Here is a 13,085-nt window from a genome sequence, read left to right on the forward strand (position 1 = left end):
GTCAACCGTGAAGCGGGACGATGGCCTTGGGCGTAGACGGTCGGGACGGCCAGGGCGTCTCCGGGCGCACCACGTAAGGCAATCAGGTATCGGCGAACCGCCCGGCTGGTAGTTAGACCGATCGCCCGGTCCCTCGCAAGGCGGGCATTCTCGAGATCTTTCCGAGCCTCGGCAAGCCTCGCTCGGCAGATCCAGTAGGGCTGATGGTCGCCGGGCAGCGTGCGGCCCATAGCAGTGCCGTGTCGAGATCGGGAAAGTCCTGCCCCGCAGCCGCACGGTCGTCGAGACAGCGGGAGGTTGACGCCCGGCGCCCGCACTCAGGAGCAATTGGTTTCAGCGCTGTCGGTAGTAGACGATCGCTCCGTAGCTGGCCTGCACCGCAAGAGCTGCGATCGCTATGACGAAGGCGGCAGTCGTCGACATCGCGGGCTGTGCGACGGCCACTGCGACGAGGCCGGCACCCACCACGAACTTGAGCGCCGGGCTGAGTCGAGGGTGGGTCGGTTCGTTGTCGTTTCGGTCGAGCGTCAGCTCCAGCAGACCGAAAGCGATGAGGGCTGCCCCCAGCCCTCCGAAGAGAAACGCCGATACCGGGCCAGGCAGGGGCAGCGTCTCGTCTCCGGCGATCCCCGCCGCGATACCGGCACCGACGACCACGATGGACGCCATGGCAGCGATGTGGAGGTAGACCCAGAGCAGCGCGACCGTGAACACCGGCCGAGTGGGTCGCCGGGCGATGAAATCGAAGTAGAGCCACCACAGGCCGAACCCGATCGCGAGGCCGAGCGCTGCCTCGAGCAGGGTGGTAGCGGATAGCCCCGACTCGGCGTTTGACTCAGCGGCCCCGCGGATGACTCCGGCGATCGTCTCTCCGAGAAGGATCATGGTGAACAGTCCGAACCGCTCCGGGAACTTGTCACGGCTAATTGGCGGCAGATCGGCCTGGAATCTCTGAGTGACCGCCGGTGAGGCGATGTCGGCCACGACGGCCGCGGCCCACAGCAGCAGCCGCCACTGCTCGTCCACCACGAAACTGATCAGTATCAGGATGCCCGCGACCGCGAACCCCGCAGCGAATGACCAGGCCGCCCGTCGAAAGCGGGGAACATGAATAGCCGCGCGCAGCCACAGCGCGATGTTGAGAGCCCGGGCGGCGAGGTAGGCGATGGCGAATCCGAGATAGTTGTGCCCGAGCCCGTCTTCGCCCCACACAGCGAGACCGGCAACGGCCAGGATCGCGAGAAATACGAACAGGCGATTCTCGAGCCCCGCAGACTCGAACCGCTCGGTGTAGTAGGTGAAGCCGTTCCATACCCAAAACACCGCGACGAACTGCAGCAGAAACGTGAGCAGCCCCACACTCTCGATGTGCTGCTCGAGATCGTGGGCGAGCACGGCGATAATCACCACGAAGACGAGATCGAAGAACAGCTCGACCCATCCGACGGGTCGATGTCGGGTGCCGTCATCGCGAAGTTCGGGACGCTGCCACGGGCGACCCACGGGTGCGGAGGTCATGCGGCTATCGTGCCAGATGTGTTCGGCGGCCGGGAGAATCTCGTCGTTCCGCCCGACCAGGCTGACTCAACTCGCTTCCCTCAGTCAGCGCGGCGCAGTGGAGTGCGAAAGGATGACCTTCCCCGTCGCCTCATCGACGGGAGCCGAGGTGTGTTCGTGCGTGATCAGCCAGGCGCCATTGCGCCGAGCCAGGGTCCAAGTGATGCGATTAGTCATCTGACGAAGGCGCTCGCCGGATGTCGACTCGGCCGAGTACTGAACCAGGCCGTTCAACGCCGCGAGATCCCCGCCGACGGCGATCTCGATGTCCTCGAAGTCGACGATGACCCGCTCGTCGCCCAGGGAGCCGAACCAGCCCGCGATGCTCTCACGCCACGTCGCCGCACCCGTGATCAGCCAGCTGCCCCAGAGGTCGAAGACCCGCACATCGTCGGCGTAGCTCGTCATGAACAGGTCGACATCCTTGGCATAGGCCGCGGCGCTGTACGTGGTGAGAAGGGCGGTGACGTCACTGTTCTGATCCGACATGGTGGCTCCGTTGCTTCGGTGCGATGTGGGAGGTGCGGTGCGAGGCTCTGACTGCGACCACGGTAGCCCGCCGCGGCATCCGTCGATAGAGCGGGTGTCGGGCGCACCCCTCGTGGCGGCCGCGGGCCGGCTGCTAGCCTCATCGCGTGACGCACCAGCTCACGCGCGACCACGCCCGCCGCATCGCGGTTCGAGCACAGCTGCTCGACGCCGCTCGCCCGGGTGATGTGGTAGAGGTGGCGGAGGAGCTCGGGGCAATCAAGATCGACCCGACCGCGGTCATCGCCCCGGCCGAGCACAGCATCCTGTGGTCTCGCATCGGGCAGGGCTACGACCCCATCCAGCTCACGAAGGCCGTCGAGTCCGACCGCCTACTGTTCGAATTCGACGGAGCGTTTCGCCCGATCAGCCTGCTGCCGCTGATGCTCCCGGCCATGCGGCAGTGGCCACGGCGGGAGAGCAGCCGTGAATGGATGACCGCGAACCACCGTTTCCGTGGTGAGGTGCTGGCCAGGCTGCGCGCCGAAGGGCCCCTGTTCGCGTCCGAGATCCCCGACACGGCCGAGCTGGCCCGGCCCCCGGACGGCTGGTTCGGTCCCAACCAGACCGTGCACATGCTCGACTTTCTGCAGCGCCAGGGGGAGGTCGCCATCGTCGGTCGGGAAGGACGGCATCGGCGCTGGGATCTGGCCGAGCGCGTCTACCCGCCGGACCTCCCCGAGTACGACATCGACGAGGCCCAACGACTGCTGGGCGAGCGCAGGATGCACGCCGCGGGCATCGCCAAACAGAAGTCGCCTGGACTCCCGTGGGGGATGCGGGCGAACCGGCCGTCATCGATGGGAACACTCGCAAGTATCGGGTCGATCCGGAGGCGCTTGCCGCTCTGGACCGTGACGACGGCGGCCGGGTGGTCTTCCTCAGCCCGTACGATGGCATGCTCTTCGATCGCCCCCGACTGCGCGAGATCTTCGAGTTCGAGTACGTGCTCGAGCAGTACAAGCCGAAGCCGCAGCGAAGGTACGGATTCTTCGCCTATCCGATTCTGATGGGCGATCGCTTTGTGGGGATGCTGGATGCCGAGGTGGACCGCGACCAAACCGCGCTGACCGTGAACGCTGTGCACCAGTTCTTTCCCTTCGACCCGGAAGAAGACGAGATGGTGCGCGCCGAACTCATCGACCTGGCGCAGTGGCTGGGCGTCGAGCTGCGGGCGTGGTGATCTCGGGCAGTTCCTGCTGCGCGAGTCGATCGATGGGGCAACCGGGGAATGAGTAGACAGATTCGATGCGGCCGAAAAAGAGGCCATTGCGCTCGAAGCTGTGAGAATGCTTCAATGGGCGTCGGGCCCGCTGAAAGGTCGGGCCGACCGCTCTGCCGTTGATTACCCGCTACCCGGCACAGCCCTCGTTCTCCGGCTGGATGCTTCCGAATCCGGTCCGGTGAGTCCCTTCGTGCTGCCGTTTTCACCCGAAGCAGGCACGACCGGACATTCATTGACGGACGCCCCATCCGGCGGCGTTCCGTGCTGCGCTTTTCCCACCCCCGAAGGAAAAAATGTCACGTCGTCTCACCATCAAAATCGCCTCGCTCGTCGGGTCGGTCGCTCTCCTCGGCGGTGCTGCCCTGGTCGCGTCCGGTGCCACCGGCGCCTATTTCAGCGACACCAAGGCCGGCAACGTCAGCGGCACTGTCGGCAACGTCCATGTCGCGCCGTCCGGTGGCAGCGGAGCCACCGGTACCGATCTCGCTTTCTCCAACCTGCTGCCGGGCGAGAAGCAGACCGTGAGCCTCAACTTCCAGAACTCGGGCTCCACCGCCGAGGACATCTACATCGTCTTCGACAACGCCACCGCGCTCAGTGCACTGAACAACCTCGGCACCTACGGCGAGGCGCATCTCTCCGCCAACGGTGTCGCGCTGTTCGACTCCGCGAACCTCAAGGACAGCGCCGGTAGCTGCGGGCCGTTCAGCCCGTCTGGATGCTGGCCGCTCAAGTCGCAGTACCTGCTCGCCAACAACGTGAACCCCGGCGACGTCGGGTCGTTCTCGTTCAGCTTCAACTACGCCAGCAAGCTGCAGGGTCAGGCGCCTCAGTACAGCGCCGCGGCGCCGTGGAACAGCTTCCCCGTCGCGGGGCAGACGACGACGGTCTCCGGTCAGAGCGGCAATGGCCTGCCCTACAAAATCGTCGCAACCCAGCACGGCGTCACTCCGGGCCAGTAACGCCGGATCAGCAGTAACCACCCGGAGATGTCGGGCCGATCGGATAGTCGGGCCGACGTCTCCGGGTGTTCCGCTCCCCAAGGATTCCTATGAAGCGCTGGAAAGCAGTGACTCTCGCCGCGACCGCCCTGCTGGCGCTCGCGGCCTTCGCCGTGATCGCGTCCGGTGTGTTGCCGTACCGCCTCTATATCGTGCACACCGGGTCGATGTCGCCCACCATCACCTCCCGCAGCGCGGTGCTCGTGCGCACCGGCGAATACCGGGTCGGTCAGGTCATCACGTTCACCGTCGCCGACGAGGTCATCACCCACCGTCTGAAAAGCATCGACTCCGCCGGCCGGATGACGACGAAGGGTGACGGCAACGGTACCGACGACCCGTGGACACTCACCAAGAACGACATCATCGGCGGTGTCATCGCTTCCCCGCCCGACCTCGGCTACTGGCTGATGTATCTCAAGAACCCGCTTGGGCTGCTCTCCATCCTGGTTGGCGCCTTCGTCTTCTGGCAGCTCTGGTCGCTTGGCAACGGGGTGGGGGAGGCTCGACACCGGGCGCGCCGGAAGCGCCGGCACACCGCCTCCTCACTAGGCTGACGCCACCATGAGCGCATTCATCGTCTCGCCCGCCGTCGCCGCCGCACTGGAAGAGGGTCGACCCGTGGTCGCCCTCGAGTCGACGATCATCTCGCACGGGCTGCCGCGCCCGCGCAACTATCAGGCGGCGCTCGAGTTCGAGCAGATACTGACGGATGTCGGGGTCACGCCCGCCACGATCGCTGTGCTCGACGGGGTCCCGCGCATCGGTCTCGATGCGCACGGGGTGCGACGCATCGCCGAGGAGCACCTGACCAAGGCGAGCGTTCGCGACATTCCGATCCTTGCTGCGGCAGGGGCATCCGGCGCTACCACGGTCGCGGCGACCGCGCACCTGGCAGCGCTCGCCGGGGTGCGGGTCTTCGCCACCGGTGGGCTCGGGGGTATTCACCGCGGCGCGAGCACGAGTTTCGACGAGTCTGCTGATATCTCGACCCTCGCGGTCACCCCGGTCACCGTCGTGTGTGCCGGAGTGAAGTCGGTGCTCGACATCGAGGCGACCCTCGAGCGGCTGGAGACGCTGAGTGTGCCGGTGGTCGGCTACCGGTCGAAGGTCTTCCCCAGCTTCTGGCTCCGGGAGTCGGCGTTCACCCTCGACTGGACGGTCGACACCGCCGCCGAAATCGCCCGCATCATGAAGAGCCACGACGAGCTCGGTCACGGCCAGGGCATCGTCGTCGCCAACCCCATCCCTGCCGATCAGCAGTGGGATCCGACCGAGCATGACCGCGTTCTGGCCGAAGCGCTGGCCCTGGCCGACGAGGTCGGGGTCACGGGCAAGGCCGTCACCCCGTTCCTGCTGCTGAAGATCGTCGAACTCTCCGGCGGGCGCAGCCTCGAGGTCAACCTCAACCTGGCTCGCAATAACGTGCGCCTTGCCGGCGAGATCGCCACCGCCTGGGCGGAGGTCGACCGTGCCTGACGCAGCGCGCATCGTCGTCTTCGGCGACCTGATCGACGACATCGTGGTGGTTCCGCAGCACGCCATCCGCCCCGACACCGACACTGCCGCCTCCATTCGACACCGTGCGGGCGGCTCCGCCGCGAACGCCGCCGCCTGGATGGCCTCCCTCGGCGCGAGCGTCGACTTCGTCGGCATGGTGGGCGCGGGTGACGCGGCCGGTCACGCCGCCCAGCTGCCGGGCGTGCGTACCCACATCTCCGAGCATCCGGAGCTCCCTACCGGCACCATCGTCGTGCTCGTCGACGGCGACAGCCGCACCATGCTCACCGACACCGGTGCGAATGCGGCGATGACCGCCGACCTCGTCACGGACGAGCTGTTGGATGCTGCGCGCGCCGTGCACTTCACCGGCTACAGCCTGTTCGGCTCGCCCCACCGTGCCGAGTCCGTCGCGAGCCTCATTGAGCGCGCAACGGAGCGAGGAGTCGTCGTCTCCATCGACCCGGGTTCGGTCGGGTTCATCACCGATTTCGGCATCGATGAGTTTCTCGACGCCATCGCCGGCGCGACGGTGCTGTTTCCGAACCTCGAGGAGGGGCGGCTGCTCACCGGACTCGGCGACCCGCTCGCCATCGTGCTGAGCCTTGCCCAGCGCTTCGAGATCGTGGCGCTCACTCTCGACGCCGGGGGTGTGATCGTCGCGCGCCGCGGAGGTCCGGTCGAGCAGGTGCCGGCGGCCCCGGTCGAGATCGTCGACCCCACCGGCGCGGGGGACGCCTTCGCGGCGGGCTTTCTCACGGCGTGGTTGGCGTCTGGCGACCTGGCCGTGGCGGCGCACCTCGGTGTGCAAACGGGCGCCCTGGCGGTGCGCACGGTGGGCGGTCGCCCGCGGCCTGCCGCCGGTTGAGTAGCGCCCGAGGGACGAGGACGCGTAACGAAAAACCGTGCCCGTTCGCGGTTTCGATACGGCTGCTCCTTCGTCGCGGCCTACTCAACCAGAGAGACCTCGCGGCCTACTCAACCGGCGGGTAGTTGCGCGTTCTTTAGGTGGTCGTACGCCTCGAGGGCCTCGGCACGAGATTCTTTCAGGTCCACGATGGGGGAGGGGTAGTCATCCGTTCCGAGCTCCGGAATGTACCGTCGCTGGTACTCGCCGTGCCTGTCGAACTTGTCGGCCTGCAGCATCGGGTTGAACACGCGGAAGTATGGAGCGGCATCCGCCCCCGATCCGGCCACCCACTGCCAGTTTGCCGGGTTGTTCGCTTCGTCGGCATCGACCAGGCAGTCCCAGAACCAGGCCTCGCCGACCCGCCAATCGATCAGCAGGTTCTTGATCAGCAGTGAAGCGACGACCATGCGCACCCGATTGTGCATGTACCCGGTCTGCCAGAGCTCGCGCATCCCCGCGTCGACCAGAGGGATGCCCGTGCGGCCCTGCTGCCAGGCCTCCAGCACCTCCTGTCTCGGCTTCGACCACGGGAAGGCATCGAACTCGGGGCGGAAGTTGTCGGTCTGCAGCTGCGGGAAGTGGAACAGGATGTTGTAGTTGAACTCCCGCCAGCCCACCTCGCGCAGAAACTTCGGGGCGTTGCGCCGGGCGGCGGGAGAAAGCTGTCCGCGCTGCACCCGATCCCAGATCTGGAACGGGCTGATCTCCCCGAACCGCAGATAGGGCGAAAGCCGCGAGGTCGCGTCTTGTGATGGCTCGTCGCGACCGGCGGCGTAGTCCTCGAGACCGTCGCCGCAGAATTGCTCCAGGCGCTCGTGCGCGCCATGCTCGCCCGGAACCCAGGCCTCGGCGATGCCTCCCGCCCAGTCCGGATGCGTCGGCAGCAGCGCCCAGTCGGCCAGGTCGTCGGAGTCGACACCGGTCACGCCCTCCAAAGTCTGCGGGGTAGGCAGCGAGGCCCGCGGCTCGCCCTGCTCCAGACACGCCTTCCAGAATGGCGTGAACACCTTGAACGGGGTGCCGCTGCCGGTGGTCACCGTCCATGGCTCGTGCATCAGGTTCGCCTGGAAGCTCTGCGCCTCGAGTCCCGACTCGCGCAGCGACGTCTTGAGAGCGGCATCCACCTCGCGGGTGCCCCCGTAGCGGCGGTTCCAGAACACGGCGCCCGCACCGACCTCGTCGACCAGTTTCGGCAGTGCTTCGGCCGCCGCTCCGCGCCTCAGCACGAACGTGCCGCCCCGCTCGGCGATCGAATCGCCGAGTGCGGTGAGGCTGTGATGCAGCCACCAACGACTCGCGGCGCCGATCGGGCGGATGCCGCGGCTCTCCTCATCGAGCAGATACAGCACCACTATCGGCTCGCCACGGTCCACCGCCGCGCGTATGGCCGGATTGTCGGCCAACCGCAGATCGTCGCGGAGCCACACGATGCTCGGGCTGGAGCTAGTCGTCATGCCGAGCACACCACGTGCGGTCTCACTCCGCGCCAGGGGTGGACAGCCGCAGCTTGTCGCAGAGTTCGGTCAGCGTCCTCAGCTCGTCGTCGGTGAGGGCGGCGCCCACGCGGTCGTGGATCGAGCCCATGTGGCCGCGCGCGACAGAGCGAAACGAGGAGAAGCCCAGCTGGGTCATCCGCACGATGACGCCGCGGGCATCCGTCGGGTCGTCGATCTTCTCGACCAGTCCGCGCGCCACCAGCCGGTCGACCAGACGGCTGATGCTCGGCTGGGTGATGAGCAGATGCGAGCTGAGCGCGCGTATCCGCGTCTGGTGATCGGGCTGCCGGGATAGATTGAAGAGCACGTCGTACTCATTGAGCGAAAGCTGCCCGGTGGGAAACTCCGAGTTGAGATAGCGCATGACCGAGACCTGGGCGCGGAACAGTGCTTCCCAGGCCGTGACCGCGGTGTTTCTGTCACTCACGTGAGGCTCCTCTCCGTCAGCTTCAACTCTATTGATGCGCAGGCCCGCATTAAGACAGAAAGCGCAGATGGCAGTCGAATTCGGCATCTTCAGCGTCGGTGATCTGACCTCCGACCCGCTCGGCACGGTCCGGCGTAGCGAGCACAACCGGCTGCGTGACATCACCCGGATCGCGAAGAAAGCGGAAGAGGTCGGCTTCGACGTCTTCGCGATTGGCGAGCATCACAACCCGCCGTTCGTTCCGTCATCGCCCACCACGATCCTCGGCTACATCGCCGCGCAGACGTCGCGCATCACGCTCAGTACATCGACGACGCTGATTACCACCAACGACCCGGTGAAGATCGCCGAGGACTACGCCACCCTGCAACACCTCTCCGACGGCCGCGTCGACCTCATGCTCGGGCGCGGCAACACCGCCGAGGTCTATCCGTGGTTCGGCAAGGACCTGCGTGACGGCATCGCGCTCGCCGTGGAGAACTACGCCCTATTGCACCGTCTCTGGCGCGAGGAAGGCATCGACTGGAGCGGTCGGTTCCGCACCCCGCTCACCAATTTCACTGCGGTGCCGCGGCCGTACCTCGACACTCCGCCGTTCGTCTGGCACGGCAGCATCCGTTCTCCCGAGATCGCCGAACAGGCAGCGTTCTACGGCGACGGCTTCTTCGCCAACAACCTCTTCATGCACATGAGTCATTTCGAGCGGCTGGTGGGTTTCTACCGCGAGCGATTCGAGCACTATGGACACGGTTCAGCGGATGCCGCCATCGTCGGCGCGGGCGGCCAGGCTTTCGTGCGGGCCCGCTCGCAAGACGCGATCGAGGAGTACCGGCCATACTTCGCGAACACCTTCACCTATCAGGGGCAGGGAAACCTCGAAGAGGTGATGGCGAACACCTCTCTCACCGTGGGCAGCCCGCAGCAGGTCATCGACCGGTACCTGTCGATGAAGGAGTACTACGGCGAATACCAGCGGCAGCTGTTTCTGGTCGACGCCGGCGGGTTGCCGATCGAACTGGTGCTCGAGCAGCTGGAGTTGCTCGGCAGTGAGGTCATTCCGGTGCTGCGGCGCGAGTGGGAGAGCGCGCGTTCACTGAGTTGAGCCACGCCTGATCGGACGAATGTCCCGTTAAACAGGATTGAGGGTCGGTCTCAGAGGCTTGAGACCGACCCTCTCCCTTGCACCAAGAGTGTCCTGCAATCACATTCCGCAGAAGCTGCCACAGCAAACAACTTCTGCTCTTGAACTCTATAACGGTGAGGTAACGGAGCGCTAGTTATCAAACTGTGATTTTTCACGGAATTGCATAAATTTATCGTTTGTGTCCTCTGCCACTAAACTTGTCGTCTCGCCGACCTTAGTTGCACAGAACGTGAGTCGAGGTCGAGGTCGAAGCCCCGCGCGGCACTCGTACGCTGGGCAGGAGCTCGCGAACATGGCGGCAAGTCGGCGACTGCCTTGCTCCACTTGGCTAGCCTGTGCGGTCGATGGCTGAGCCGGATGCAACGCCAGGGGCTGCCTGAGCCGGTGCGTGGGATCTTGTCTTTTGGCAACGAAGTTGCCACGAAGAGCGTCGTCACGGCCCTCAGTGTGTGGAGTTGATCGATAGATGGCGGTGTTTTGTGATGGCTCCGTGTCGCTGGGATTCTGTTAATCGGTGAGGGCTCGCGACCTTCTATAGAACGTTGCTCGCGACATTCCGAGGTCCCGGGCGACTTGGGCAGCTGGGTCACCGCTATCGACCAGGCGGATGGCGCTACGGATCTGGCTGTCGGTGACGCGTTGCGGGCGTCCACCGAGATCCTTCCCAGCATCACGGCGCTTGCTAACAGAGTCGATGATTCGCTCGCGCTTGATATCGTGCTCCATCTGCGCGAGAGCGGCCATGATCGTGAAGAGCATCGATCCCATCGGCGTCGAGGTGTCCACATCGCCGCCGCCGAGGTTCAACACGCGAAGGCCGGCGCTGCGGTCGCGGAGCCCTTGGGCGAAATCGAGCATGTTCTGTGTCGACCGGCCGAGCCTGTCCAAAGTGGTGATGACGAGGGTGTCTCCCGCCTCGAGCGCGGTCAGGGCGCGATCGAATTGCGGGCGTGACGCACGAGCGCCGGAGACGCCCTGGTCGATGTAAAGATCATCGCGCCGAACGCCGGCGGCAAGCAGATCAGCTTCTTGCCGATCCGTCGATTGCGGGCGAGTCGATACGCGCGCGTAACCGATCAGTTTCGTCACAACGCTCCAGGTGTCTCGTAACTAGCAGTGAGTGCTGAAATTCAACCACATGGTTACGACACATAGTTACGAGAATCGTGGACCTGCCGAATTGCGGCAATTTGACCCGATGATTTTTGCGTGCGGTGAGACGTCTCGAAACCGTAGGGATACGAGGCCTCCACACATCCCGTGCATACGAGGTACCGATAGAGTCGAGATGAATTCACATCGGAGAAAAGATGAAAACTGCTCTGGACGTTCTAGCTGGCCGAAAGGATCTTCAGGCGTATGGGGACAATTCGATAATCCTGTTCGCTCTTGAATTGGCCACGGGAGTGGAGGACATTGACTCCGTCGCTTCGTCAGCGCTGACCGACCACAGCAACGACAAGTCTTGTGACCTGCTTTGGGTGGATACGGCGTCCGGGCGGGCGGTTTTAGCGCAAGGCTATTTCTCGCAAAAGTATGATCGGGCGCAGGCGCCCGCGAATAAAGCCGCTTCCCTTCATCAGGCCGTGGGGTGGATTCTGGGCCGAAACAAACAAGGAATTCCCGACCAATTACTATCCGCAGCTGAAGAGTTATGGACAGCTCTCGACGAGAACGAGGTCAACTCGCTCGAGATCTGGTACTGCCACAACTGCCCAGAATCGGCGAACGTCGGGGGCGAAATAAACTCGACGGTGAACACAGCCAAAGCTCTCTTGACCCAAAACTGGCCTTCGCTAGCCATAGATGTCTCTGGCAGAGAAATCGGGCAAACAAGACTTCAGGAAATGTTCGAAGCAACGCAACTAGAAATTGCGGTCCAAGACGAAATTCGATTTTCGGTACCGGGCGGCTTTGAGGATTCAGGCGACGACTGGTCAGCCTTTTGCACCACTATTTCAGCCGAAGAGCTGAAGTCGATGTTCGCCGAGCATGGCAACCTCTTGTTTGCCCTCAATGTCCGGGACTACCTCAGCCTGATCCGCAGCGACAAGAACATCAACCACAACATGCACCGAAGCATCGTGGACGAGCCAGGTCGGTTCTTCGCATACAACAACGGTCTGACGATCCTCACATCGGACTGGGACTACAAACCGGGCAAGGCGGGCAAACCGGGCGCTTTATCCGTCCAGGGCGTAGCCGTCGTGAACGGTGCTCAGACCACCGGCGTCATCGGTAATTTGCAGGATAACGAAACGCACGGACTTTCGCAGGCAAGGGTGCTCACTCGATTTGTCAAAAGCTCTAATCGGGAGGTGCTCGAATCGATCATCAAGTACAACAACAGCCAGAACCAGATCGAACCTTCAGATTTTCGATCAAACGACGAGATCCAGGACCGCCTTCGTCGAGAGTTCGGCGCGATACCGGACGCCGACTATCGAGGCGGCCGCCGCGGCGGCGAGACGGACATCATCGTCCGGCCTGCCAATCTGATTTCGACCAAGACCGCGGCGCAAGCGCTGTCCTGTTTTCATGGGGAGCCGACTGCGGCTTATCACGAGATCGCGAAGATCTGGTCCAACAACGATTACTACATCCGCACATTCGATCCGTCTGTCACCGCTCGCCACGTTCTTTTCTGTCACTCGCTCATCAAAGCCATTGAGCAATACAAGCTGAACTTGAACGAGCAAGACCAGGCAACTGCCCAAGATAATTCGATCCTCGAATTCCTTCGTTTACGTGGAGCCGGCTTTATGCTCGCTGCGGCGATTGCCGCGAACATCGAGCAGATCTGCGGCTTTGCCGCTCCAAGCTCTTGGGGTATTCGGTTTAAGGAAAATATCTCCCCGAATGCCGCCCGAGATCTCTGGCTCGAAATTATTCCATCTCTAGCTCAGTTCAGCGGACCACTGAACGGCGCCGTAACCCCGAATTTCCGAAGTGCCATTCGTCGCGATACTGCCTTAGAAAGCTACAGGGGCGTCTTGAGCGCAATTCTCGCTATGCAGCCCACGGTCTATAGGTCGTTCGCTGATCGAGTCGAATACGTCGCCGTTTAAATTCCTCGGCCCCGTTATCGGTCACGCCGCGTTTCAGTGTCTCAAAACCTAAGCGTGCCGTGACCCATGGGCTGCACCAGGCCGCGCCGAGCTGTCCGCCGTCGACCTAGGCTGGACGAGACGCGGCGTATCTCTAGGAATACGAGACGAAAAAGTCTGTTGAAGTTATCCCCTAGTCACCGTTAATCGTCACCGTACGGGGTAAACGCGCATCTTTATGCCTGCGGGC

11 protein-coding genes and 1 pseudogene are annotated in these 13,085 nt (G+C 63.8%); 7 read left to right on the top strand and 5 right to left on the bottom strand.

Going from position 1 to position 13,085, the window contains the following annotated elements; all coding sequences use genetic code 11:
- Window positions 1-333 precede the first annotated feature (333 nt).
- On the bottom strand, window positions 334-1,518 hold the full coding sequence (locus IV501_RS15165) for a low temperature requirement protein A (RefSeq protein ID WP_200557175.1): 1,185 nt from the start codon (window positions 1,516-1,518) through the stop codon (window positions 334-336).
- Between the two features lie 84 nt (window positions 1,519-1,602).
- Window positions 1,603-2,046: a YybH family protein gene (locus IV501_RS15170; protein ID WP_200557176.1), complete on the bottom strand. Its 444-nt coding sequence runs from the start codon at window positions 2,044-2,046 to the stop codon at window positions 1,603-1,605.
- A gap of 236 nt (window positions 2,047-2,282) precedes the next feature.
- On the opposite strand from IV501_RS15170, the pseudogene IV501_RS15175 reads away from it, so the two are divergent.
- The 5 genes and pseudogenes from IV501_RS15175 to IV501_RS15195 all read left to right on the top strand — a co-directional run bounded on the left by IV501_RS15175 (window position 2,283) and on the right by IV501_RS15195 (window position 6,679).
- A pseudogene (locus tag IV501_RS15175) lies at window positions 2,283-3,268 on the top strand (DNA glycosylase AlkZ-like family protein).
- 335 nt (window positions 3,269-3,603) lie between these two features.
- On the top strand, window positions 3,604-4,272 hold the full coding sequence (locus tag IV501_RS15180; RefSeq protein WP_200557177.1) for a hypothetical protein: 669 nt from the start codon (window positions 3,604-3,606) through the stop codon (window positions 4,270-4,272).
- A gap of 89 nt (window positions 4,273-4,361) precedes the next feature.
- Window positions 4,362-4,868: a signal peptidase I gene (locus tag IV501_RS15185; RefSeq protein WP_200557178.1), complete on the top strand. Its 507-nt coding sequence runs from the start codon at window positions 4,362-4,364 to the stop codon at window positions 4,866-4,868.
- A gap of 7 nt (window positions 4,869-4,875) precedes the next feature.
- A complete protein-coding gene (locus IV501_RS15190; RefSeq protein WP_200557179.1) occupies window positions 4,876-5,790 on the top strand; it encodes a pseudouridine-5'-phosphate glycosidase in 915 nt (304 codons plus the stop codon).
- Window positions 5,783-6,679, top strand: coding sequence for a carbohydrate kinase family protein (locus IV501_RS15195; protein ID WP_200557180.1), 897 nt, complete (start codon window positions 5,783-5,785; stop codon window positions 6,677-6,679). Before IV501_RS15190 ends, IV501_RS15195 begins: the two co-directional genes overlap by 8 nt.
- Before the next feature lie 110 nt (window positions 6,680-6,789).
- Here the strand turns inward: IV501_RS15195 and IV501_RS15200 are convergent, their stop codons facing one another.
- The gene (locus IV501_RS15200; protein ID WP_200557181.1) at window positions 6,790-8,175 is read right to left on the bottom strand and encodes a cryptochrome/photolyase family protein; all 1,386 of its coding nucleotides are present in this window, start codon (window positions 8,173-8,175) and stop codon (window positions 6,790-6,792) included.
- A gap of 22 nt (window positions 8,176-8,197) precedes the next feature.
- Window positions 8,198-8,644, bottom strand: a complete 447-nt coding sequence (locus IV501_RS15205; RefSeq protein WP_307812340.1) for a MarR family winged helix-turn-helix transcriptional regulator — start codon at window positions 8,642-8,644, stop codon at window positions 8,198-8,200.
- A gap of 67 nt (window positions 8,645-8,711) precedes the next feature.
- On the opposite strand from IV501_RS15205, the gene IV501_RS15210 reads away from it, so the two are divergent.
- On the top strand, window positions 8,712-9,746 hold the full coding sequence (locus IV501_RS15210) for a CE1758 family FMN-dependent luciferase-like monooxygenase (protein ID WP_200557183.1): 1,035 nt from the start codon (window positions 8,712-8,714) through the stop codon (window positions 9,744-9,746).
- Window positions 9,747-10,295: 549 nt separating this feature from the next.
- Here the strand turns inward: IV501_RS15210 and IV501_RS15215 are convergent.
- Window positions 10,296-10,877 carry a recombinase family protein gene (locus tag IV501_RS15215; protein WP_200557184.1) on the bottom strand — a complete coding sequence of 194 codons (582 nt, stop codon included), beginning with the start codon at window positions 10,875-10,877 and terminating at the stop codon, window positions 10,296-10,298.
- Between the two features lie 221 nt (window positions 10,878-11,098).
- Between IV501_RS15215 and IV501_RS15220 the strand changes: the two genes are divergently transcribed.
- The gene (locus IV501_RS15220; RefSeq protein ID WP_200557185.1) at window positions 11,099-12,856 is read left to right on the top strand and encodes an AIPR family protein; all 1,758 of its coding nucleotides are present in this window, start codon (window positions 11,099-11,101) and stop codon (window positions 12,854-12,856) included.
- Window positions 12,857-13,085: the final 229 nt, after the last annotated feature.

The sequence above is a fragment of the Lacisediminihabitans changchengi genome (genome assembly GCF_016634425.1).
Lineage (GTDB): Bacteria > Actinomycetota > Actinomycetes > Actinomycetales > Microbacteriaceae > Lacisediminihabitans > Lacisediminihabitans changchengi.